21 protein-coding genes are annotated in these 24119 nt (G+C 67.4%); 3 read left to right on the forward strand and 18 right to left on the reverse strand.

The genetic code is table 11. From position 1 onward, the window contains the following. Positions 1-5 precede the first annotated feature (5 nt). From C507_RS0103815 to C507_RS0103895, 17 genes are all read right to left on the reverse strand, one after another. A complete protein-coding gene (locus tag C507_RS0103815; protein ID WP_018698334.1) occupies positions 6-1310 on the reverse strand; it encodes an ABC transporter permease subunit in 1305 nt (434 codons plus the stop codon). A gap of 134 nt (positions 1311-1444) precedes the next feature. Further along, the gene (locus tag C507_RS0103820) at positions 1445-2542 is read right to left on the reverse strand and encodes an ABC transporter substrate-binding protein (protein ID WP_026318824.1); all 1098 of its coding nucleotides are present in this window, start codon (positions 2540-2542) and stop codon (positions 1445-1447) included. Between the two features lie 87 nt (positions 2543-2629). Beyond that, on the reverse strand, positions 2630-3754 hold the full coding sequence (locus C507_RS0103825) for an ABC transporter ATP-binding protein (protein WP_051089675.1): 1125 nt from the start codon (positions 3752-3754) through the stop codon (positions 2630-2632). Positions 3755-3906: 152 nt separating this feature from the next. Further along, positions 3907-5136 (reverse strand): peptidoglycan DD-metalloendopeptidase family protein, encoded by a 1230-nt coding sequence (locus tag C507_RS20290; protein WP_051089676.1) that lies wholly within the window; start codon positions 5134-5136, stop codon positions 3907-3909. A 343-nt stretch (positions 5137-5479) separates the two neighbouring features. Then, a complete protein-coding gene (locus C507_RS0103835) occupies positions 5480-6160 on the reverse strand; it encodes a protein-L-isoaspartate(D-aspartate) O-methyltransferase (RefSeq protein WP_018698338.1) in 681 nt (226 codons plus the stop codon). A gap of 33 nt (positions 6161-6193) precedes the next feature. Further along, the gene (surE, locus tag C507_RS0103840) at positions 6194-6958 is read right to left on the reverse strand and encodes a 5'/3'-nucleotidase SurE (RefSeq protein ID WP_018698339.1); all 765 of its coding nucleotides are present in this window, start codon (positions 6956-6958) and stop codon (positions 6194-6196) included. A 7-nt stretch (positions 6959-6965) separates the two neighbouring features. Beyond that, a complete protein-coding gene (serS, locus tag C507_RS0103845) occupies positions 6966-8246 on the reverse strand; it encodes a serine--tRNA ligase (RefSeq protein WP_018698340.1) in 1281 nt (426 codons plus the stop codon). A gap of 48 nt (positions 8247-8294) precedes the next feature. Further along, positions 8295-9104, reverse strand: a complete 810-nt coding sequence (gene tatC / locus C507_RS0103850; RefSeq protein ID WP_018698341.1) for a twin-arginine translocase subunit TatC — start codon at positions 9102-9104, stop codon at positions 8295-8297. Further along, entirely contained in the window at positions 9101-9556 is a 456-nt protein-coding gene (gene tatB / locus C507_RS0103855; RefSeq protein ID WP_018698342.1) for a Sec-independent protein translocase protein TatB, read from the reverse strand. The genes tatC and tatB overlap by 4 nt, the downstream gene beginning before the upstream one ends. A gap of 50 nt (positions 9557-9606) precedes the next feature. Then, positions 9607-9843 carry a twin-arginine translocase TatA/TatE family subunit gene (locus tag C507_RS0103860; protein ID WP_018698343.1) on the reverse strand — a complete coding sequence of 79 codons (237 nt, stop codon included), beginning with the start codon at positions 9841-9843 and terminating at the stop codon, positions 9607-9609. A 116-nt stretch (positions 9844-9959) separates the two neighbouring features. Further along, positions 9960-11033, reverse strand: a complete 1074-nt coding sequence (locus tag C507_RS0103865; protein ID WP_018698344.1) for an ABC transporter ATP-binding protein — start codon at positions 11031-11033, stop codon at positions 9960-9962. Between the two features lie 411 nt (positions 11034-11444). Continuing rightward, on the reverse strand, positions 11445-12149 hold the full coding sequence (gene scpB, locus C507_RS0103870) for an SMC-Scp complex subunit ScpB (protein ID WP_018698345.1): 705 nt from the start codon (positions 12147-12149) through the stop codon (positions 11445-11447). After that, entirely contained in the window at positions 12146-12877 is a 732-nt protein-coding gene (locus tag C507_RS0103875; protein WP_051089695.1) for a segregation and condensation protein A, read from the reverse strand. Before C507_RS0103875 ends, scpB begins: the two co-directional genes overlap by 4 nt. Positions 12878-12953: 76 nt before the next feature. Continuing rightward, positions 12954-13985 (reverse strand): beta-N-acetylhexosaminidase, encoded by a 1032-nt coding sequence (gene nagZ, locus C507_RS0103880; protein ID WP_040400452.1) that lies wholly within the window; start codon positions 13983-13985, stop codon positions 12954-12956. A gap of 139 nt (positions 13986-14124) precedes the next feature. Continuing rightward, positions 14125-17739: an SPOR domain-containing protein gene (locus C507_RS0103885; RefSeq protein ID WP_018698348.1), complete on the reverse strand. Its 3615-nt coding sequence runs from the start codon at positions 17737-17739 to the stop codon at positions 14125-14127. Between the two features lie 65 nt (positions 17740-17804). Further along, on the reverse strand, positions 17805-19565 hold the full coding sequence (argS, locus tag C507_RS0103890) for an arginine--tRNA ligase (protein ID WP_018698349.1): 1761 nt from the start codon (positions 19563-19565) through the stop codon (positions 17805-17807). Between the two features lie 142 nt (positions 19566-19707). Then, complete coding sequence (locus C507_RS0103895; protein ID WP_018698350.1) at positions 19708-20922, reverse strand: deoxyguanosinetriphosphate triphosphohydrolase; 1215 nt, start codon at positions 20920-20922, stop codon at positions 19708-19710. A gap of 115 nt (positions 20923-21037) precedes the next feature. Between C507_RS0103895 and erpA the strand changes: the two genes are divergently transcribed. The 3 genes from erpA (at position 21038) to C507_RS20295 (ending at position 22627) form a co-directional block, all read left to right on the forward strand. Further along, the gene (gene erpA, locus C507_RS0103900; protein WP_018698351.1) at positions 21038-21382 is read left to right on the forward strand and encodes an iron-sulfur cluster insertion protein ErpA; all 345 of its coding nucleotides are present in this window, start codon (positions 21038-21040) and stop codon (positions 21380-21382) included. A 106-nt stretch (positions 21383-21488) separates the two neighbouring features. Further along, entirely contained in the window at positions 21489-22268 is a 780-nt protein-coding gene (xth, locus tag C507_RS0103905; protein ID WP_018698352.1) for an exodeoxyribonuclease III, read from the forward strand. Positions 22269-22429: 161 nt separating this feature from the next. After that, positions 22430-22627 (forward strand): hypothetical protein, encoded by a 198-nt coding sequence (locus C507_RS20295; RefSeq protein ID WP_018698353.1) that lies wholly within the window; start codon positions 22430-22432, stop codon positions 22625-22627. 75 nt (positions 22628-22702) lie between these two features. Here C507_RS20295 and C507_RS0103915 read toward each other — a convergent pair whose 3' ends face one another. After that, complete coding sequence (locus tag C507_RS0103915; RefSeq protein ID WP_018698354.1) at positions 22703-23530, reverse strand: tetratricopeptide repeat protein; 828 nt, start codon at positions 23528-23530, stop codon at positions 22703-22705. Positions 23531-24119 lie beyond the last annotated feature (589 nt).

Genomic DNA, 24119 nt, shown 5'->3' on the forward strand with positions numbered 1-24119 from the left:
CTCCCCTATCCGAACTTCAGCCGGTCGACGCCGACGAGCTTGTTGAAGGCCCAGTAAAGCACCAGCACCGCCAGCAGCAGGATGGTGGCCAAGGCCGCCGCGAGCCGCAGCTGCGCCGTGGACCCTGTCATGTTCTGCGCGATCAGGTTGGAGATGAAGATACCCGTGTCGCCACCCACCAGGGCCGGCGTGATGTAGTAGCCGATCGCCAGGATGAAGACGAGCAGCACGCCGGCGGCAAGCCCGGGGATCGTCAACGGCATGTAGACCGTAACGAAGGCCCTGAGCTGGGTTGCGCCGAGCGAGCGGGCTGCCCGCATATAGGATGGAGGGATCGTCTTCATCACCGAGTACAGCGGCAGGATCATGAACGGCAGCAGGATGTGCGTCATCGCGATGATCGTGCCGATCTGGTTGTAGATCATGCGTATTCGGTTGTTGTCGTCGATGACCCCGAGCCACACCAGCGTGTCGTTCAGCACGCCCTGCTGTTGCAGAAGCACGATCCACGCCGACGTTCGCACCAGCAGCGATGTCCAGAACGGCAACAGCACAAGGATCATCAGCAGGTTCGACGACTTCAGTGGCAACGTCGCCAGAAGGTGGGCAATCGGGTAGCCCAGAAGAATGCAGAGGGACGTTATGAGAAGGCTCATCCAGGCCGTTCTGAGGAACAGCATCCGGTAGACCTGGTAGGATTCCGGCCGTTCGACGATCTCGCCCTGTGGCGAATATTCGTAGTCGAAGGCGAGCAGATAATAGACCGGGGTGATCGTGCGCGTTTCGCGCTTGATCAGGCTCCAGAATTCGAGGTTTTCCCAATCCTCGTCCTCAGCGATGAAAGCCTCCTTGTAAGGAGGGCTCATCTCGTCGAGATCACGCGCCGTGCCAAGAACGGTTGAGCGGGCGCCGGGAATTTCACGGTTGATGCGCGCGGCGGCGCGACCGAGGGTGCGGTTCTCGAGCCCCACCTTCATGTCGTCGGCCATGGCCGCGAAGACGGCTTCCGGCGGCACTTCCTGACCATCCCATGCCTGGATGGCGGCAGCCGTCTTCGGAAGATAGTCCGCCACTTCCGGGTTACGCACGGAGCGCGAGATCATCTGGCCGATCGGAATGGCAAAGGTGATCAGAAGAAAGGCCAGCAGCGGAAGGACGAGGAAGAATGCCTTGCGCCGGGCGCGGGACTCGGCGCGACGAAGCGAGACCTTGAGCGGGGTACCGTCGGCGGTGGTCAGCGAACCGGGGGTCTCATCGCTCCCCGTCGGGGACGAGCTCTGACCGTGGCCTGCCGCACTGCTATCGCTCACCGGGCGCTCCTTCGCGGAATTCGGGGACCGGCGGACACGCGGCGCTTGTCGTCTTCGACGCCACAACGCTCAGCCGGGAGTGCGACCCGGGCACGGCGATGATGCCGCGCCCGGGCCGGGTTCGTCAGTCCGGCTTACTGGGCGAGCCAGGCGTTGAAGCGCTCTTCGAGCGAGTCACCGTAGTCGGCCCAGAAGTCGGTGTTGAACTGGACGGCGTTGTCGAAGTTGCCATCCGCCGTCGGCATGTGCGGCATCATGTCGATGCCCAGCTCGGCGTGCTTGCCGATCAGCGGCACCGACGACTTCCGCGCCGGGGCGTAGGAAATATACTTCGCCTGGTCGGCGAGGCGCTGCGTATCGGTGGCGAACTTCAGATATTCCTTGATCAGCTCTTCGTTGCCGGTATCGACCGGAACGACCCAGCCGTCGACTTCGAACATCTGACCGTCCCACATGATCTCGAACGGCTGGTCCTCGTTGACCTGCGCGTTGAAGATGCGGCCGTTGTAGGCGGTGGCGATGGTCGCCTCGCCGTCAGCCAGCATCTGCGGCGGCTGGGCACCTTCCGACCACCAGATCACGTTGTCGCGGATCTCGCCGAGCTTCTCGAACGCGCGGTCCTGGCCTTCCTGGGTGGCGAGCACGTCATAGACCTCGTCCGGCGACACGCCGTCCGCGATCAGCGCCCACTCCAGGTTCTTCTGCGGGATGTTCTGCAGGGCACGGGTGCCCGGGAACTTCTCGGTGTCCCAGATGTCCGCGATGGTCTGCGGGCCACCGTCCGGGAACGCTTCCGTGTCGTAGGCGAACATGGTCGCGTAAAGGATCTGCGGAACGAAGCAGTCGCCCAGAGTGCCTTCGATGAAGTCTTCCGAGGCGGGTTCGCCGTTCGGGCCGGGAGCCAGCCACTCGTCGGCCGGGATCTCCATGATCAGGCCTTCGTCGCAGGCCCGCTTGGCGTCGGCCTGGAGCATGTCGACGACATCCCAGGTGACGTTGCCGGCCTCGACCTGCGAACGAATGCCGGCCAGAGCCTGGGCGGACTTGTCCTCCTGCAGGATCTTCGTACCGGTCTGCTCGGCGAAAGGCTGATGGTAAGCCTTGTCCTGCGATTCCGTGTAGGCGCCGCCCCAGGAGACGATAGTCAACGACTTGTCCTGGGCCTGGGCCGCCGCAAGGGCGACAACGGAGGCCGCCATCGCGAGCGAAACGCTCTTAGCTGTGGTCCTCACTTCTGCTCTCCTTTTTTTCTCTGGATCGCGGTTTCAGCGTACCCGAGGCGCAGAGCCGACCCGGGCATTCGATCGCACACGGGCGGGTCAGGAAATGGCGATCGGGTCGAGCGCGCGGCAGTCCGACGCGTGCCAGCCGACCTTCGTCGTTTCACCTTCCCTCAGCTCGTGCTCGTCGTGCTTGTTCGGGACCTTGACGATGAACTCGTCATTGCCGGCCACGCTGAGGCGGGCCCGGATGTGGTCTCCGAGGAAGATCAGCTCGAGGATCTTCGCCTCGAGAATGTTCGCGTAGTTGTCCGGCGGCAGGATCTCGATCCGCTCGGGACGCAGCGACAGCGTCGTGCGGCTGCCCGGACCTTCGATGTTCACCGGGTTTGCGGTCACGGTGCCGCCATGGTCGAGCTCGACCACGCATTCCTTGCCGCTCACGTCCTTGACTGTTCCGGACAGCTTGTTGTTCTCGCCGATGAACTGGGCAACGAACGAATTCATCGGACGTTCGTAGAGGTCTTCCGGCGTCGACAGCTGCTGGATCTTGCCGTCGTTGAAGACCGCCACGCGGTCCGACATCGTCAGCGCTTCGGTCTGATCGTGGGTCACATAGACCACCGTCACGCCGAGATTTTCGTGAATGTGCTTGATCTCGAACTGCATCTGCTCGCGCAGCTGCTTGTCGAGAGCCCCCAGCGGCTCGTCCATCAGGATGAGGTTCGGTTCGAACACCAGGGCACGGGCGACGGCGACACGCTGTTGCTGACCGCCGGAGAGCTGGGCAGGACGGCGGCTGCCGAACTGCGGGAGCTCCACCATGCCGAGCGCACGGTCGACGCGGGTCTGGATCTCGCTCTTGCCCATGCCCCTCACCTTCAGCGGGTAGGCGAGGTTCTCCGCGACGGTCATGTGCGGGAACAGGGCGTAGTTCTGGAAGACCATGCCGATGCCCCGCTTGTGCGGCGGCACATCGTTGATGGGGGCGTCGTCGAGGTAGATCTCCCCGTGCGTCGCCGGCTCAAAGCCTGCGAGCATCATCAGGGTAGTTGTCTTGCCGGACCCCGAAGGGCCGAGCATCGTTATGAATTCGCCCCGAGAAATATCAAGATTTAAGTCTTTAACGACGAGTGTTTCCCCGTCGTAGCTCTTCTGGACACTCTCGAAACGGACCGTGGCCCCGGCCTGATCGGCCGTGACTTCATTTGCTGATGTCGCCACTGTTCCCACGCGTGTTGGTTCGCTTTCGCGTAATCACGCATGGGGAACGTCCGGCCGTCAACCCCCGGCCCCGATCAGCCCAAAATTTCGCCGTAATATGGCCTCGAATGCCCAAGACGCAGGCTGCCGGTTCGTCCCGGATTTGCTGGCGTTCAGGCCCCGGAGAGATGAGGCAGCGGATCGACCGGCTGCGAGCCCTTGCGCAACTCGAAGTGGAGTTGCGGCTGGGAGACAGAACCGGTTGCGCCGGCCTTGGCGATCACCTGACCGCGCTGAACCGTCTCGCCGCGTTTCACCAGAAGCGCTTCGTTATGGGCATAGGCCGACACCCAGCCGTCCTTGTGCTGGATGAGAACGAGGTTGCCATAGCCCTGCAGTTCGTTGCCGGCATAGATCACGGTGCCCTTCTCGGCCGCCTTGACGGGCGTGCCGGCCGGGACGGCCAGGTTGATGCCGTCGTTGTTGGCGCCGTCGGACTGCTTGCCGAAGCCGGCGATGATGCGGCCGCGAGCCGGCCAGCGGAAGCCGTCCGCGCCGTCCGACGTGGGCGGCGGCGCCTGCTTGGCGGCCGGCTCCTCGGTCGCGTCCGTCTGGGTGACGGCGGCCCCGGCCTTCGCGGCCTCGGACGGCAGCGAAGCGACCTGCACCTCCTGCGCCGGCTCGGCCGGGGCCGGGTTCGGCTGGTTGTTGTCGAGAGCGGCCTTCTGCTCGTTCAGCGTCGTCTGCGGCGCTGCCGTGGCGGTTTGGGTCGATGCCGGCTGCGGAGCGGAACCGTTGCCGGGGATCTTCAGGGTCTGGCCAATGCGGATACCTCCATCGGGGGAGATGTTGTTCGCCGCCAGAAGTTCGGTCGGGGTGACACCGGTGGCACGGGCGATCGACCAGGCCGTATCGCCGGGCTTCACCGTGTAGGTGCCGGACGACGAGGCCTGCGCTGCGGGCTGCTGCGCCGGAGCGGTGGCGGCCTGCTGCACGGGCGCGCTGCCGACGGTGTACTTCGGAACGACGAGGCGGGTACCCGGCTGAAGCTGGGTCCCGGGCGAGATCCGGTTGGTGGCCGCAAGCGCATCGGCCGGGACGCCATAGCGCGTGCTCAGGGACTGGAGGGTGTCGCCGTACTGGACCACGATCGGCGTGCCGCCCGCCGTGGACCAGCCATTGTAGCTCGCCGCGGCACCGCTGATGGCGTTGGGCGAGGCATAGGTGGGCTGGCCCAGGGAGGACTGCGCCGTGCCGGGCAGCGACCCGGTGACGATCTGGTCGTCTCCCGATCCGTCCAGAAGCGCCTTCTGATTCGGCGTGGAGCCCGCGTAGATCGGCGCTCCGGCGAACCGCGAAACGTCGGCGCTGCAGCCGGCGGCGAAGGCTGCGACGAGTGTCACGGCAACAGCCCGACCGACCGCCCCGTTACCCCTGCCTTGCGTCACGTTCGAGAACATGGATGGCCACCCTGCGTCAAAAGTGTGATCTGACCTTTAGAAAACACGGGTAACGTTGACGAAGGTTTAAGCGGGTCGGAAAAATCCGGCCGAGTCCGCGGGAGTGGCATGCGCGAGGTCCCGCGATCCGTGGACCAGGCCGACCAGCGCGCGGGACATTTGGGGGGAACTCCTTCCAACGCAATCGCGGACGGAAAACTGCATTCGCCCCTTTTCCTGCGATTGCGCGCGACCTTCCAACGCAATCGCGGACGGAAAACCGCAAGTGCACTTTTCCTGCGATTGCTTAGAGCCGCTCCGCGACGCCGTGGACCATGGGGACGAAGCGCACCGCGCAGAGCGAAGACCGCTCCACCTGGCCGTTCGCCCGCGTCAGCTTGACCAGATCCTGCACCGTTCCCGACGCACCGACGGGGATCACCATGACGCCTCCCTCCGCCAGCTGGGCGACGAGGCTTTCCGGAATCTCTTCCGCTGCGGCCGTGACCACAATCCGGTCGAACGGAGCCTGCTCCGGCCACCCCTCGAAACCGTCGCCGATGCGGGTTTCGACATTCTCAAGCTTGAGCGCATTGAAGCGGTCCTCGGCGTAGCGCTTGAGCGAGCGGTAGCGCTCCACCGTGTAGACCTCCCGGGCCAGCCGGGCGAGAACCGCGGCCTGGTAGCCCGACCCCGTCCCCACCTCCAGCACCCGGTGATGGGGCTGGACGTCGAGGGCCTCCGTCATCATCGCAACGATGGTCGGCTGGGAGATGGTCTGGCCGCAGTCGATGGGCATGGCCCGGTCAGCGTAGGCCAGCGCCTGGTGGCGCGAGGACAGGAACAGGCGGCGGGGAATGCCCTCAATGGCACCCAGCACGCGCCGGTCGCGCACGCCGTTGGCGCGGAGCTTGAGGATCAGCTCCGCCAGCGCGATCCGGTCGGCCTCGGTAGGTTCGCCGTCGAGATGGTCTTCGCTGTCGGTCATCGGACGCCGTTTACCCGCGCCCGCGCAGCCGGTCTACTGCGAGTTGAGCGCGCTCTTCATGTCGTCGAGAACTCTGAGAGCGGTCAGGTCCAGACGCAAGGGGGTAACGGAGATGAAGCCGTCGCGCACGGCCTCGAGGTCGGTGCCCTCGACATAGGCGAACTTCCGCCGCTGAAAGCCGATCCAGTAATAGGGATTGCCGCGGCCGTCGTGGCGCTCTTCCACGTTCAGGAGCGCCTGGTCGCGCCGGCCCTGGGTGGTCACCTTCACGCCGGCGACGGCGTCCGGCGCCACGTCTGGCACGTTGATGTTGATCAGCACGTCGGCAGGCAGGTCCATCTCGAGAATGCGACGGACCAGGCCGGGACCATGAGCGATGGAGGTCTCGTAGGGCGGCTCGGTGCCCTGGGCGTGGCTGTAGGACTGCGAGAAGGCGATGGAGCGCACGCCGAGGATGGTGCCCTCCATGGCGCCGGCCACCGTCCCGGAATAGGTCACGTCGTCAGCCAGGTTGTGACCCCGGTTGATGCCGGAGAGAATCAGGTCCGGATCGCTGTCGAGGATCTGGCGCATGCCCATGATCACGCAGTCGGTGGGTGTGCCACGCACCGCATAGTGCCGCTCTCCCACCTGCCGCAGCCGCAGCGGATCGTTGACGGTCAGCGAATGCGAGGCACCCGACTGGTCCGTCTCCGGAGCAACGACCCAGACGTCGTCGCTGAGCGCCTTGGCGATCTCCTCGAGCGCCCAAAGGCCGGGCGAATGGATGCCGTCGTCGTTGGTGACCAGGATCCGCATGCTGACCTCAGGCGGTTTGAATGGTGTCGATGCCGCCCATGTAGGGCCGCAGGGCGTCGGGAACGGCGATCGAGCCGTCCGCCTGCTGGTAGGTTTCCATGATCGCGATGAGCGCCCGGCCCACCGCGACGCCGGAGCCGTTCAGCGTGTGCACGAAGCGCGTGGAGCCACCCTCGGCCGGCCGATAGCGCGCATCCATGCGCCGGGCCTGGAAATCGCCGCAGACCGAGCAGCTGGAAATCTCGCGATAGGCGCCCTGCCCCGGAAGCCAGACCTCGATGTCGTAGGTCTTGCGGGCAGAGAAGCCCATGTCGCCGGTGCACAGCGTGATCAGCCGGTAGTGCAGGCCAAGCCGGCGCAGCACGGTTTCCGCACAGCTGGTCATGCGCTCGTGTTCCTCCAACGCCTGCTCCGGCGTGGTCACGGAAACGAGCTCGACCTTGTTGAACTGGTGCTGGCGCAGCATCCCCCTCGTGTCGCGGCCGGCCGAGCCGGCCTCGGAGCGGAAGCACGGCGTCAGTGCGGTAACCCTGAACGGCAGCTCGGCCTCGTCCACGAGGCTTTCGCGCACAAGGTTGGTCAGCGGTACCTCGGCCGTCGGGATCAGCCAGCGCCCGTCGGTGGTGGCGAACTGATCCTCGGCGAACTTCGGCAGCTGCGCGGTGCCGAACAACGCCGGGTCGCGCACCAGCAACGGCGGCTGCACCTCGGTGTAGCCATGCTCGCTCACGTGCATGTCGAGCATGAACTGGCCGAGAGCGCGCTCCAGGCGGGCGAGCTGGCCCTTCAGGATGACGAACCGAGAACCGGCAAGCTTCGCTGCGGTCTCGAAATCCATCATGCCCAGCGCCTCGCCGAGCTCGTAGTGCTCTTTCGGCTCGAAGTCCGGCGCCAGCGGCGTCCCGTCCCGGCGAACCTCCACGTTGGCAGCCTCGTCGGCGCCGACCGGCACATCGTCGAAGGGCACGTTCGGCGTGGCGGCCAGGATCGCCTGGATCTCCGCGTCGGCGGCGCGCTCCGCCTCCTCGCCCTGCTGGATCTGGGCCTTGAGGTCGGCGACCTCGGCCATCAGGCGCTGGGCTTCGGCCTCGTCGCCGGACCCCTTCGCCTTGCCGATGGCCTTGGACGACGTGTTGCGCCGCTGCTGGGCGTCCTGGAGGCGCTGGATGGCGCCGCGCCGGGCTTCGTCGAGGGCAATCAGCCTGTCGGAAAGCGGGTCCATGCCCCGGCTCGCGAGCGCGCGGTCGAACTCGACCGGATGGTCGCGAATCCAGCGGATATCGAGCATCGGAGAACTCCGGAAACGATCTGCAACGGCCTGACGAACGCGGCGGGATCAGTCCGTTTCGTCGGCGTCGTCGGCCTTTTCGGCCGCGGCCGCCCTGGCGGCTCTCGACCGCTCCACGTACCGGACCGCGATGATGGAGATCTCGTAGAGGAGCATCGCAGGCACCGCAAGACTGATCTGGCTGATCGGGTCCGGAGGCGTCAGCACCGCCGCCAGGATGAACGCGATGACCACCGCGTACTTCCGCTTCTTCTTCAGATCGTCGGCGGTGATGAGCTCGACCCGCGCCAGCAGCGTCAGGATCACGGGCAGCTGGAACACGATCCCGAACGCGAAGATCAGGATCATGATGAGGCCGAGATACTCGCTCACCCGCGGCAGCAGGTGAATGGTCGCCCTGCCCGCTTCCCCGGTCTGCTCCATGCCGAGGAAGAAGTTCATCGCCAGCGGCATGACGACGAAATAGACGAGCATGGAGCCGATCGCGAAGAGGATCGGCGTCGCCACCAGGAACGGCAGGAATGCGCCGCGCTCGTTGCGGTAGAGGCCGGGCGCCACGAACATGTAGATCTGGACGGCGAGTACCGGGAACGCCAGGAACAGCGCCCCGAACAGCGCCAGCTTGAGCTGCGTGAAGAAGAATTCCTGCGGGGCAGTGTAGATCAGCTCGATGGACTTCGCCTCACCGGCGGCGCGCTCATAGGGCACCACGAGAATGTTGAAGATGTCGGAGGCGAAGTAGAAGCAGACAACGAAGGCGATCGCGATGGCAATCAGCGACTTGATCAGCCGGCTTCGCAGCTCGATCAGGTGGTCGATCAGCGGAGCCTTGGAGGCCTCGATATCGTCCTGGCTCATGAACGCTGTTCGCTTTCGGCGGGTTCGCCGGACGGCGCCGGCGCGGGGACGGCCGCCTCGGCCTCTCCGGTCGGTTTCTGAGAGGCCTGTTCGGGCAGCGGATCGGTGGCTGGAGCAACGTCCGGAGCCGAGGCCGGCTGAGGCTCGCCGGATCCGTTGGCGGCACCCGTCTTGACCGGTGCCGACTGCACCTCCGGCTTGTTGGAGGGCTTTTTAGTCGGGTCGATGGAGGTGACGGCCTCGAGATCCTTGCGGACATCGTCGACGTTGGCCTGCCGCTCGGCTTCCTTGAGCACGTCGTTGAATTGCGACTGGAACTCGTTGGCCATGCGACGCATGCGACCAACCGTCCGGCCGAACGTCATCAGCATGGACGGCAGCTCTTTCGGGCCGACCACGAGAATGGCGATCACCGCGACCACGATAAGTTCGGTCCAGCCGATATCGAACATGGAAATGCGCCTCGGGTCGGGCCGCGACGCCGGTTACAGCGGAGCGGACATCAACCGGCCTTCGACCGATCCTCCGACTTCTCGGTGTTCACGGTCTCCGAGGGCGTGTGCTCGATCGTCTTGTGAGACGAGTTCGCCTTGTCGTCGTCCTCATCGTCGGCGAGCCCCTTGCGGAAGCTCTTCACGCCCTTCGCGACGTCGCCCATCAGATCGGAGATCTTTCCGCGCCCGAACAGAAGCACGACGATGACGGCGACGATGAGAAGTTGCCAAACACTGACACCCATGGGCGAAACGATCCCGTTTACTGGCGACTACGCCGAAAGCCGGCTTGCTGGATCGGCACTATTTCAAAAAGCGGCGTCCCCCGCAATGGCGCCACGCGACTGTTCGCTGGATGGGATTACCCAGCGGCGGTCCGACGGGCACCCGGGGCGTGTGCTTGTGCCGCAGGCTGTGGAAACAGCAGCGCGGCACCCGGCGTGACCGAAACCCGGAGCCTGTCTCCCTCTGGCGCCGTTCCAGCCGGAAGCCGGCAGACCAGGGGCCGGATGAGACCGTCCACCGACAGATCCAGGCGTTCGCTTTCCCCCAGAAATCGCCGACCGACCACCTGAGCCGCCGCTCCGTCGCCATGCAGGCCCGACAGCTGCAGGCCCTGCGGCCGAACCGCAACAACCACCTCCGTGCCGTCCGCCAGCCCCGGAACCGGAACCCGCCCAAGCGGAGTGACCGCCGCCCCGTTTGCAACCTCGGCGGTCATCTCGTTGAGTTCCGAAAAGAAACGCGCCGCGTCAAGGTCGGCAGGGCGGCGGTAGAGGGCTTCCGGCGCACCGAACTGGATGACCCGACCGGCGCGCAGCAGCACGATCCGGTCTCCGATCAGCATGGCCTCTTCCGGATCGTGCGTCACGATCATGGCCGTCGCGCTGGTGTCGCGCAGGAGGGCCAGTGCATCGGTGCGCACCTGGTCGCGCAGCGTACGATCCAGTCCAGAAAAGGGTTCATCCATGAGAAGCACGCGAGGACGGGGCATGAGCGCGCGGACGAGCGCCACTCGTTGCTGTTCGCCGCCGGACAAAACATTCGGATAGACCCGTTCGTAGCGCGCCAGACCCATCCGCTCCAGCATATCGCGAGCGCGACCGATGGCGGCCGAACGTCCGCGCCGGTCGGTGCCGAACAGCACATTGTCCATCACGGTAAGATGGGGAAACAGGGCATAGTCCTGGAAGACGAGGCCAAGGCCCCGCTCTTCGGCGGGCACGAACCCGGACGGACCGGCAACCTCGCGCCCGTCCAGAAACACACGCCCGGCGCTCTGCTGCTCGACACCCGAGGCGATCCGTAGAAGCGTCGTCTTTCCGCAGCCGGATGGCCCCAGAAGGCAGACAATCTCGCCGGGCTTCACGGTGAAGGACACGTGGTCGAGGACCGGCGTGGTGCGATAGCGGTGCGACACGTCGTCGAAGGCCAACCGCGCAGGATCTGCCTGCCGGCCGTGACCGGATTCGGGAGAGGTGGCCTGCCCGGCCGCTCCCCTGCGGTTCGAAAATGTCGATTCAGCCGCCACGTGGCACCCGCCCCTCACGGCACCGCACCCTGCGCGCGGCCCTGCCCGTGCTTCCTATCGTATCTGGGAGCACGGGCAAGTGCAGGCCGACCCCGGCGGCGTTGCGACGCACGCCGCTCCGCCGAACCGACGGCAGCGCCGGGATCCCAGTGCCGGGCGTCCCGACGGACCTTCTTCACAATCAGCTCGAAAACATCGCCGATGATATGCACGACGACACCCCCGGGTGCCGTGTTGGGTTCAGTCCCGTCCCGGACCCCTAGCGGGAATTGGTGGCGTGACGCTTGCCACCCCGCACGGCCGTTCGTCCGCCGGTCAGTGGTGGTCGTCAGGCTCGTCAGCGCCTTCGTCGGCGTCGTCTTCCGCCTGTTCCAGTGGATCTTCGTCCGCACCCAGCGCATCGACATCGCTCGGCACGGGCACCCGGAACCCCGGCGGCGGGGTCCCCTCCAGGAGCCCGGCGCCCTTCAGCTCGTCGAGGCCCGGCAGATCATCGACGGCCTGCAAGTTGAAATGATCCAGGAAGGCCGGCGTGGTGCCATAGGTGACCGGACGGCCGGGACTGCGGCGGCGGCCGCGCATCCGGATCCAGCCTGTCTCCAAGAGCACGTCCAGCGTGCCCTTCGAGGTCGAGACGCCGCGTACCTCCTCGATCTCCGCCCGCGTGACCGGCTGGTGGTAGGCAATGATGGCGAGCGTCTCCAGCGCGGCGCGCGACAGCTTGCGCGGTTCCACCGCCTCGCGCGACAGCAGGAAGGCAAGATCGTCGGCGGTGCGGAAGGCCCAGCCCCCCGCCACCTGCACCACGTTGACGCCGCGGCTGGCATAGACGTGCTGCAGATCCTCCAGCAGCGAGGCGATCTCCGCTCCGCGCGGCATCCGCTCGGCCATCACGGCTTCCGTCAGCGGCTCGGCCGAGGCGAACAGCATGGCCTCGAGCATGCGCAGGTGCTCGCGCCGCTCGCGCGAGGACAGGTTCGTGACGTTGTCGCCGAAGAGATTGCGGTCCGTCTCGCTCACGAGGCGTCATCCTCCGTACGGGTCTTCAGGTAGATCGGCGCAAAGGCCTCGCTCTGCCTGAGTTCCAGATGCCCCTCCCGCACCAGTTCGAGGCTGGCGGAAAAGGTGCTGGCGAGCACCGTCGTGCGCTCGGACGGGTCCACGAGATAGTGTTCCAGGAGCAGGTCGATCGGCGTCCAGTCGGCGATGCGCCCGACGACGCGTTCCAGCGCCGTGCGCGCATCGGTGAGCGACCAGACCACGCGCCTGCGCATCCGCACCACGGTGACCATCTCGCGCTGGCGCTGGGATGCGTAGGCGGTCAGGAGATCGTAGACGGTGGCCTGCCAGCGCGTCTGGCGCTTCACGCCGATGGGTTCCGGTGCGCCGCGCGCCATGACCTCCACGCCGAGGCGCGGGCGCTGCAGGAGATCCTCGGAGGCCTGGCGCATCGCTTCCAGCCGCTTCAGCCGAAAGGCCAGTTCGGCAGCAAGCTCCTCGCCCGACGGCTCATCGTCGGCCTCGGGCTTCGGCACGAGCAGGCGCGATTTCAGATAGGCGAGCCAGGCGGCCATGACGAGGTAGTCGGCGGCGAGTTCGAGCCGGATTTTCCGGGCCGCCTCGATGAAGGCGAGATATTGCTCGGCCAGGTCGCTGACGGAAATTCGGGTCAGGTCCACCTTCTGCGAACGCGCCAGCGCCAGGAGCAGGTCGAGCGGCCCCTCGAACCCGCGGACGTCGATGTGCAGGGCGTCCGCGTCGTCGGGCGTCGGTTCGCTGCGGACGGGCGCGTCGAACGGATCGGCGGACGGGTCGCTCACCGCATCATCCCCCGGGTGGTGTCCAGACAGGCTGGACGAGGTCGGCGAACCGCTGGCGTGCCTCCGCGACGTCGATGGGCTCCGGCTCGCGGCGCGCGGCCAGCGCCCGGTCGGCGCGCGCGAGCGCGTCCCCGGCGAGCACGGGAACCGCGCCGGCCACCGCATCCATCTCGGCCAGCTTGCCGTTGCAGTGAAGCGCCAGGTCACACCCCGCGGCAATCGACGCCTCCGCGCGGTCGGCAAGGTTGCCAGAGAGGGCCTTCATCGAGAGATCGTCACTCATCAGACAGCCATCATAGCCGATCGTGCCCCGGATGACCCGCCCGATGACCTCATCGGAGGTGGTCGCCGGGCGCTCCGCATCGACGGCGGTGAAGACGACGTGGGCGGTCATCGCCAGCGGACAGCGCCGGAAGCGGCCGAAGGGCAGGAAATCGGCGGCCGCAAGCTCGTCCCACGCAGCGTCGACCACCGGCAGCTCCAGATGGCTGTCGGAGCGCGCCCGCCCGTGGCCTGGCACGTGCTTGATCACCGGCAGGACGCCGCCCTCCAGCAGCGCGTCGATGGCGGCGCCGGCAAGCGTGGAGATGGTGTCGGGATCGGTGCCGTAGGCGCGGTCGCCGATGATGTCGTGCGCGCCTTCCACGGGCACGTCCACCAGCGGCAGGCAGTCCACGTCCAGACCGAGCGCGCGCAGGTCGGCCGCGATCAGCCGGGTGCCGAGCTGGCAGGCCTCCAGGCCCTCCGCGTGATCGCGGGCATAGAGCGTTCCGTAGACACGGGACGGCGGATAGGCGCGCCAGTGCGGCGGTTTCAGCCGCTGCACGCGGCCGCCCTCCTGGTCGATGAGGATCGGCGCCTGCCAGCCGAGCGCCGACCGGATGTCGGCGGCCAGCCGGCGCACCTGCCCGGGATCCACGCAGTTGCGCTGGAACAGGATGACGCCCCAGGGCGCCGCCTCGCGCAGGAAATGATCCTCGTCGACGGTGAGAACCGGCCCCGACAGGCCGGTGATGAAGGCTGTTGTCTCGCTCAAGGTCGGCCCTTCGCTCACGCCGGCGAATCCCGGCCTGGGTGGACTGTTCTCGATAGCGGAGATGGGCGGGATGCGGAAGTCGCGGACCCGACACGGCCCCGGCTCGGGCCGGGACCGTCGGGCCGTTGGACGGCCGGGCTCAGTTGCGCCCGACGAAGCAGTCGCCGCCCGCCGCCTTCAGCTCGGCGCAGAGCTGGTTGGCCTGCTCGCGGGTCTGGGTTGGCAGGCGCACCCGGTAGAAGGTGCCGCGCGAGCCCAGGTCGGCCGACTGGATCGAGGGCTCGCGGCCACCCAGCACGGCCGGGAATCGCTGCTGCAGCTGACGGTAGGCGGTCTGCGCCTGGTCGGCAGAGCGCTGCGAGGAGACCTGGACGGCCCAGTCGCCTGTGGACGCGGCTGCCGGTGCGCTTGTCGCCGCCGGCTGGGTTGCGGCCGTCTGGGTCTGGGTCGGCGCCTGGGTGGCCTGCTGGTTGGCCCGCCGCGTCTGGGCCGCCAACAGGGCCGGAGAAACGCGCTCGCCTACCGATGTGTCGGGCGCCGCCGTGCGCGCCGGTGCCGGAAGCGTTGCAGACGGGCTGGTGGCGGCGGTGTCCGTCGTGCCCGCATCGGGAACCAGCGACAGCGGACCGCTCTGCTGCGGTGTGGACGTGACCCGGGTGGTGGACACGGTGCGGGTGCCTTCCGACGGGGCCGGACGCGGAGCGGGGGCGGCTTCCGGTTCCGGAACGATGCGTTCGGAGGTCCGGATCGGCGACAGCACCTCGGCTGCGGGGGCCTCCGCGGTCTCCTGCCCGTCGTCGGCCGGAGGCGCCGCGTCGGTGGCAGTCTCGGTCGCGGCATCCGGGCTCGTGGCCTCCGGCCCGCTCGGGGCGGCGTCGTCGGCAGTCGCGATGTCGGTCGGCGCAGGCGCACTCTCCGGCGCGGTTTCCGCCACCGGCGCCGGCGACGTGGTCACCGGCTCGGCGGGCGCTTCGGTGCTGGTCTCATCGGGCGCCGGCGGAATGAGCCCCGTGGTGTTGCCCGAGCTCGCATTCAGTTCTTCCGCCGGAATGATCGTCCCGTCCGGACGAACCACGACGGTGCGAACCCGTTTCGGCAGCATCGGCGACGACAGGCCATTTCCAGCGCTGCTCGTCTGGGTCGGATCGATCGGCTCCTCGCGGCTGCGCACCAGGCGGCCACTCTCGGTACCGGTCTCGCCGACCCGGTCGTAGATCGCTTTGGAGCCGTCTGCCGTATCGGCGTCGTCTCCCTCCGCCATGACCTTGACCCCGTCGGTGTCGGCCCTGATCACCGGCGGCGGACCATCCGCGGCCTGCTCTCCACCCGACAGGATGGAATATGCCGCATAGCCGCCTCCGCCGAGGAGGAGGAGCAGGACGACAGCCGCCACCGAGCGGCCATATCGACGGCGGGGACGCTCCGACAGGCCCAGAGCGCTGTCCATCTCCTCCAGCGAATGCGGAGGCAACGCGTGCTCGTCGTCCCATTCGGGCTCGGATTCGTCGTAATAGTCGTCCGCGTAGTCTTCCTCGTCGTACGCGTCGTCATAATCGTCCGTTTCCGCGTCACCGCCGGTTGCCGGCATGGCGACGGAGGGCTTCGCCGGCCAGTCGGCACCGGACAGCGCAGACCCTTGAGCCTTGCCCCGCGGCGCTGCGGGCTGACGCGGATCCTCGTCGAACAGGGCATCGGACAGGCGATCGGCCACCCCGGAAGTCTCGCCGGACGTTCCCCCTGAGGCGCCCGTCTTGGCCGCCTGTGAAGACGCCGCGGGCCAGCGGCTCCACGGATCGGTGCCGCCAAGGCCGGGAAGATCGAAATCGAGATCGCTTGCGGGAGGGGCCGGAGCCGGCTCGGGGTCACGATCATGGGGGCGGTCCGCCGCATCGAGCCCGAAACGAAACGCGGGCACGGCCCGGCGAACCTTGGGCGGCAGCGCCGGGAAGACGCTCGGAGGCCCATCGTCCTCCTCGTTCTCGTCCGGTTCGCGCCCCTCCGTCGTGCCCCCGGTTCGCTCAGGACCGGCAACCGAAGCCTCGTCCACGTCGTCAGGGTCTTTGGCGCCGTCGACCTCGTCATCGGCATCGTCGACCGGAATGGCGGGACCTGCGCGCACGAAGGACGGTGGAGGAGCGAGCATTGCATCTTCGCGGTCGGGGTCGAGCGGCGCGTCCAGTTCCTCGGGAAGATCGTCCGGGTCCTCTCCACGCTCAGCAGGCTTGCGGAAGTCGTCCGCCGTCGCGTCTGGCTCGGCCGCAACAAGATCGAACTCGAAATCGATGCCGTCGAGATCGGTGGCAACGTGCTCCCCACCCTCCTCGCCGTCATCGGCATCGGAGGAAAGCGGATCGTCGCCGAACACCGTCTCCAGCGGCGCGTCCTCATCGCCTTCAGCCGCGTGGCCGCCAACCGACAGCGCGATCGCGTCGGCAAGCGCGTCCTCGTCGAGGGTCCATCCGGCATCCTCGTCGTCGGTGTGCCCAGCCTCGGTGTCGGCTGGTTCATCGGCGAAAAGGTCGATGTCCGAGGTCGCGTCGGATTCGTCGTACTCGGACTCGGCTGTGTCCCGGAAATCGTCTCCGAGAGGGTCGCGCTCCCGCTCCCAGCCAACAGCGGGCGGAGTGTCACGGTCTTCATCCACCGCCGACGGCGGGGGCGCATCCGGAACGGGTGCCGTCACGGTTTGCTCGGATCGCGGCCGGTCCGGTGCGTCGCTCGCCACGGGGGTGGCGCGCGACTGGAACGGACGTGGCGCTGCCTCGCCTGCGGGCGTCGGTGTGGACTGGGGCACCCCCCAGCTCGTCGCTGGCCTCACCAGGTCGGGAGACAGCGTGTCGGCTGCCGGCGCGGCGGGCCCATGGCGCGCCAGGCGGCTGCGCAGCTGTTCCAGTGCGCCGGCCGCCTCCGAACTGATCGCATCGTGGTCGCGGGCATGCTCGACACGCTCGGCATTCTCGCGGCTCGCCGGCGCGATCGGGCGCGCGCCAGAGCTGCCGAAGGCCGGACGCTCCGTCTCGGCCGGGCGCGCAGCAGGCTCCGGCGGGCGGGCCGGCTCTGGGCGGACCGAGGGCGTTGCCGGCGCGGCAGGCGCGGTCGGAGTGGCGCGCGAGAAGCTTGGCCTCGGCGCGTCCGACGGCTTCGTCGAAGGGAAGGAGAAAGACGGGCGCACGCGCGGCACGGGGTCGGAGGTGGCACCACCCGAAGGCGTGGCCGTTCCGTCGGACTCCAGCTCGTCCATCAACGCCTGCATGAAGGGGTCGTCGTCCCCGTCGTCCTCCGGCGCATCGACCGCCAGAGGATCCTGATCCACTGGCTGGACTTCGCTCATGGCACCCGCCGGACCGGCCGCGGGAGCGGACGGCCCGTCATCGGAATACGGAATGCCCGCCAATCGGTCGCCCGTCGCATCGTCGTCCTCGCCCGGCGATTCTTCGACCGACTCGTCGATGTCCGCGCTGCTTCCGAACGAGTCCTCGGGGGCATCCGGAGCATCGGGATCGGCTCCCTGCTCCTCGCTTTCCGGCGTGGAGAGAAAGGGCCGGCGGGGAATGCGCCGCGGATGCGCTTCCGGTTCGGACAGGCCCTCGACGTCCTCGTCAGCCATACGGCGTACCGGACGCGGCGCGTCGCCGTCCTGCCCGCCCATGAAGCGGGTCAGTTCCGCCAGCGGGTCCGATGCCTCGGCGGGATCGCCCTCACCGGCCTTGCGGGGGCCGATGGAGCGGCGGACGTTCGAATTGGAATTCGTCATATAGCGAACCGCCGTACACCTTGTCTCACGTCAAGCGTCTCGGTTCGGTGCCACCTCGGTTGCCGTCAGCGCATCTCGTCCGGAGCCGACACTCCCAGGACGCTCAGCCCTGCCTTGAGTGTCGTCCGTGTCGCGACGACCAGCGCGATCCGAGCCTTCGTGGACCGTGGATCGTCAGGATTAATAAAGCGTAAGTGTGGCAGTTCCTTCCCACGATTCCAGTGTCCGTGGAACGCACTCGCGAGGTCATGAAGGTAGAAGGCCACGCGATGCGGCTCACGCGCGTCGGCCGCCGCCTCCACGATCCTCGGCCACTCGGCGATCTTGGCGATCAGGGCCGTTTCACCGGGATCCTCCAGCGCGCTCAGGTCTGCGCCGGCAAGCGCCGCGGGCTCGACTGTCACGTCCGGCATCTCCTCGCCGAGCTGGCGGAGGACAGAAGCGCAACGGGCATGGGCGTACTGGACATAGAAGACCGGGTTGTCCCGGCTCTGTTCGGTCACGGTCTTGAAGTCGAAGTCCAGCGGCGCGTCGGCCTTGCGGAACAGCATCATGAAACGCACGGCGTCGGTGCCGACCTCGTCGACCACGTCGCGCAGGGTGACGAAGTCGCCGGCCCGCTTGGACATCCGCACGGGCTCGCCGCCCCGGAACAGCTTGACCAGCTGGGTGAGCTCGATGGTCAGCGACCCGCGCTCGTCGGTCAGTGCCGCGACCACCGCCTTCATGCGCTTCACGTAGCCGCCGTGGTCGGCGCCGAAGACGTCGATCATGTCGGAGAAGCCGCGCAGGATCTTGTCGTAGTGATAGGCAATGTCGCTGGCGAAGTAGGTGTAGCTGCCGTCCGACTTCATCAGGGCGCGGTCGATGTCGTCGCCGAACTGGGTGGAGCGGAACAGCGTCTGCTCGCGGTCTTCCCAGTCCTCGACGGCCTGCCCCTTCGGCGGCGGAAGGGTGCCCTGATAGATGAGATCGCGCTCGCGCAGGCTGGCGATCGCCTCCGCCACCCGGTCACGGCCGTTCGTGGTGAGCGAGCGCTCCGAGAAGAACACGTCGTGCTCGATGGAAAGCGCCGCGAGATCCTCGCGGATCATTTCCATCATTTTGTCGACGGCGTAGAGCCGGACGATGGGCAGCCAGTCCGCCTCGTCCATCCCGAGGAGGGTCCGCCCCTTCTCGGCAGCCAGCGCTTCACCGACACCCTTCAGGTAATCGCCGGGATAGAGCCCGTCCGGGATCGCGCCGATCTCCTCGCCCAGCGCCTCGCGGTAGCGCAGGAAGGCGGAGCGCGCGAGCACGTCCACCTGCGCGCCGGCGTCGTTGACGTAGTATTCGCGGGTGACGTCGTAGCCGCAGAAATCCAGAAGGTTGGCGATCACGTCGCCCACCACTGCGCCCCGGCAGTGACCGACATGCAACGGACCGGTCGGGTTGGCGGAGACATATTCCACGTTGATCGGCCGGCTCGCGCCGACCGCGCTGCGCCCGTAGCCCGCGCCGTCGCGCAACACCGCGGCAAGCACGGTGGCCCACATGGCTCGGGCAAGCCGGATGTTCACGAAGCCCGGGCCGGCCACTTCGACGGAGTCTATATCCGCGTCCTCGGCAAGCTGCGCGGCGAGTTCCGTCGCCAGCTCCCGGGGCTTGCGGCCCAGCTGCTTCGACAGCACCAGCGCGGCGTTGGTGGCGAGGTCGCCGTGGCTCGGGTCGCGAGGCGGCTCGACGACGATCTTCGAGCGATCGATCGCGGCCCCGTCGGGACCGGCGAGATCCATGCGCGAGAGGGCCGCCGCGACCCGGTCGGCGAATTCGTTGAAGAGATTCATGGACTATCCGAACAAGCGCTGACGCATCCGCCGCGAGCCCTGCCACCGCCGTGGCGTGGCCGACCCTCCGCAGAAGCGTCACAAAACATTGAAACAAAACGACTTTTCAGCGGGAAATCGGCCCTCGCGGACGGCGCGTGATCTACCGCAATTCCGGGGTGGCGTCAAACAGGCGGCGATGTTCGTGGAAGGCGAAACGGTCGGTCATGCCGGCGATGTAGTCGCACACCCTGCGGCGAAGCTGGTCCGCGTTGGCCGGGTCGAGATCACCGCGCCATTCGTCCGGCATCGTCTCCGGCCGCTCGACGAAGGCGGTGAACAGGTCGCTGACGACCCGGCCCGCGCGCTCGCGTACGGCAAGCACCGACGGCGCCCGGTAGACGCGTGCCATGAGGAACGCCTTCACCGCCTTCTCAGCCTCCGACACCGATGGCGAAAACCCGACCAGCATGTCCGAATGGGCGCGCACGTCGTCGGCCGTCTCCACGCCAGCGGCAGCGATCCGGCGGCGGCTTTCGTCGATCACATCCTCGATCATCCGCGTCAGCACCCGCCGACCGATCTCGTGGACCACGCGAGGCCGCTCCAGATCCGGGTAGCGTGCGTCGATCTCCTCCAGGAAGCCGCCCACCAGCGGCACTTCCCTCAGATCGTCGACATCAATCAGCCCGGCCCGCAGTCCGTCATCGATGTCATGGGCGTCGTAGGCGATGTCGTCGGCGATCGCCGCCACCTGGGCCTCGAGACCGGGCTGCGTCCACGGCTCCAGCGCGAGAAAGCCCGGATCGGTGCGGAAGGCGTGCGGAAGCGGCCGGCCGGCATAGCGCCCGATGCCGTTGCCCTCGCGGTCGGCCAGGGGACCGTTGTGCTTGACCAGTCCCTCCAGCGTCTCCCACGCGAGGTTCAGCCCGTTGAAGGTGGCGTAGCGCCGCTCCAGCCGGGTGACGATGCGGTAGGACTGGGCATTGTGGTCGAAACCGTCGAAGCCCTGCATCATCCGGTCGAGCACGTCCTCGCCCTCGTGACCAAAGGGCGTGTGGCCGAAATCGTGGGCGAGCGCGACGGATTCGGCCAGGTCCTCGTCGAGGCCGAGAACCCGGGAGATGGAGCGCGCGATCTGGGCGACCTCAAGCGAATGCGTCAGCCGGGTGCGGTAGTGGTCGCCCTCCAGGGAGACGAACACCTGCGTCTTGTGGGTCAGCCGCCGGAACGCGGTGGAATGGACGATGCGGTCGCGGTCGCGCTGGAAATCCGAGCGCGTGCGGCTTCCCGGTTCCTCGATGCGCCGGCCGCGCGAGCGCGCCGGATCGGAGGCGTAGCCCGCCCGCGGACGGTCGTAGGCGAAATCGTCGCTCACCCGATCCCCTTTCCCGGCACCGCCGGGGGTTTTACGATGGACGGCGAAGTCTTACCTATGGGTCAGGCATGCTGACAAGTTGAGCCTTACGACAAGGCCTGGAGATTGAGTGGCGATGGACGCAGACGTTCAAGCCGATGTGGTGGTGACCGAGCGCGCGATGCGCCGGATTGCCAAGATCCTGAGCAACGAGCCCTCCGACACAGCGCTGCGCGTCGGCGTGTCGGGCGGCGGCTGTTCGGGCTTCCAGTACACCTACGACCTGGTGCGCGAACGCGAGAGCGACGACACGGTGATCGCCGGCAACGGCGCGACCGTGCTCATCGATCCGGTGTCGCTGCAGTATCTGTCCGGTTCGGAGATCGATTTTGTCGACGACCTGATCGGCCAGTCGTTCCAGATCAACAACCCGAACGCCACCGCCTCCTGCGGCTGCGGCACCAGCTTCTCGCTGTTCTGAGGCGCCGCGGCCGCATGCCGCTTGCGCAGAGACGGCCGCCCGCGTCACCTTGGCGCCGAGGGATTCGGCACGGCTGGGCCGTGCACACGCGAACGGCGGGGACCACGTGAAGATCGCGACCTGGAACATCAACGGCGTCAAGGCGCGGCTCGACACCGCGTTGAAATGGCTCGGCGAGGCGGACCCGGACATCGTCTGCCTGCAGGAGATCAAGTCGGTCGACGAGGCGTTCCCGGGCGAGGCCTTCGAGCGGCTCGGCTACAACGTCACCACCCACGGCCAGAAGGGTTTCAACGGCGTCGCGATCCTCTCCAAGCGGCCGCTGGAAGACCCGGTGCGCGGCCTGGACGGCGCCCCGGACGACGTGCAGGCGCGTTACCTGGAAGGCGTCGTCTCCACCGATGACGGCGTCGTGCGGGTGGCCAGCATCTACCTGCCGAACGGCAATCCCATCGAAACCGAGAAATTCCCCTACAAGCTCGCCTGGGCGGAACGTTTGATCGCCCGGGCAGAGGAGCTGCGTGCGCTGGAGGAGCCGACGGTGCTCGCCGGCGACTACAACGTCATCCCCGATGCCATCGACGCGAAGAAGCCGGAGGTGTGGGTGAACGACGCGCTGTTCCAGCCGGAGAGCCGCGACTTCTACCGCCGCCTTCAGGCACTGGGCTATGTCGATGCGGTGCGCTCCACCACCGACGAGCCGAGCTACACATTCTGGGATTACCAGGCCGGCGCCTGGCAGCGAAACAACGGCATACGCATCGATCACCTGCTCCTGTCGCCGCAGGCCGCCGACCGGCTCGAGGACGTCACCATCGACCGCGACGTGCGCGGCTGGGAGAAGCCGTCGGACCACGTGCCGGTCATCGTGACGCTGGGTCTGTAGGCGTTGCTCGCGATGCGGCGTCCACGCCGCTCGTCCGCCTGCGGGTCATCATTCCCAAAACCTGCTACACTCTCCGCATGGGACCCGGACGCCTTCTGCTCGCAGTGCTGGCGGTTTGGAGTGTCGCCCCTGCCGCCCCGGCACAGGCGGAGATCCCCTGCGTGTGCAGCGACCGCAACGGCCAGCACCCGCTCGGCGCCATCGTCTGCATGAAGGTGGGCGACAAGGAGCGGCTGGTGCGCTGCGAGCGCAACCAGAACATCACATCGTGGCGGGTGTTGTCGGAGGGATGTCCGACGGCGGCCGTGGCGCCGGGCCAGACGGCGCGCCCAGACGGCGCGCAAAACGTTCGCCTGTGAGGCGAGCTTTCCGGTTCAAAAGACTGAACTTGAAAGATAAACGACCAAATTCCGACTCAACGCGCGAAGCAGCGCTCAGTTGGTTTTCTTCGAGCCGATCCAGGCATCGGCGAGCTGGGTGGCACGCTTGCGCTCGTCGTCGGAGGCGCGCGTGAAGGCCCGCTCCTGGCGCTCGCGGATCCATCCGCTGTCGGGACCGCTGGCGGTCTTGCGCGCGATGGTCAGCCACATCAGGCCGGTGACTGGCCGGCGCGGCATCTCCTCGCCGAAGAACAGCAGGTCGCCGAGAAGCGCCTGAGCCTCCGGGTTGCCCTTCTCCGCCGACAGCTTCAGCCAGCGCGCCGCCAGCCGCGGATCCCGACCGGTCTCCTGGGTCTCCAGATACATCCGGCCGAGCCGGTACTGGGCCTGCGCGCTGCCGAAATAGGAGGCGGCATAGGTGTAGAGATTGCGCGCCCGATCGACGTTCGGCTTCACCGCGCTGTCCTGGATGCCGGTCAGGTAGTAGTCGCCGAGTTCGATGATGGCATCGGCCACGAACGGCGCCTGGGGCGAGTTCGGAAGCTCGTCCACGTGGGCGTTTGCGACGCGGCTGAAATATTCGAACGCCTTGAGATCGTCCTCGTCGACGCCGTCGCCGTCGGCGTACATCCGGCCAAGCTTCCACTGGGCCATGGTGTGGTCGCTCTCGGCAGCGGTGCGCAGCTTGTCCACTGCCGCGGCCTTGTCGCCGCGATAGTAGGCGCGGACGCCGTCGCGGAAGGTGTCGAGCAGCGTCGAGGTTTTCGCAGGCGGAGCGGCGGGAACCGGCGGCAGAGCGTCGGCTGCGCGGACGTCGGCCGCCTGGAAGGTCAGGAAGGCGCCTGCAAACAACGCGCAGGCAACGAACTCATAGGTGCGCATAGCAGACCATTTCCGGCTCAACAGCGAAGACCGGCGAGGCCGCCCTTCGCGCGGTCCACTCGACCGCCTATCGACACAGATCTCCCTTGCCCCCCGTTCGACCCGGCGCGCCATCGGCACCCCGCGGCCGGACGACATGTAGGATCCGTTTTCGGCGACACTGCGGCCAGACGCACGCGGTGCGCTGGATGCGGTGATTTTGACAGAGCACGCAGCCATGGCGGAGGCCGCCCAAAGGCCGGCACCTTCGCTTCCCCGTGTTCTGTTCGCCGAGACCGACACCGAAACATCCTCGTCCTGTTCGCAAACGGCCATCAGCCCACTGGCTGAACGCGGCCGGACCCGAAGGTCCAATCGTTTGCTGGCAACACCGGTCGGCCCGGTTTGTGGCACAAAGGGGGCGAATGCCATGCCTGACGGGCCTTGCCGACGACTCCATCCGAGCGCTGTTGCAAAGACGACACAAGGTGTGGCGGCCGCGCGGCGACTTCGTGATGACGCGCGCCATCTGCGGCGGGATTCGGACACTGCAACCGCCCGCCTACCCCTGCATTCTGCAGGCGCGTATCGCGCGCACTCGGGCGGGTAA

It is taken from the genome of Amorphus coralli DSM 19760, from assembly GCF_000374525.1.
Classification (GTDB): domain Bacteria; phylum Pseudomonadota; class Alphaproteobacteria; order Rhizobiales; family Amorphaceae; genus Amorphus; species Amorphus coralli.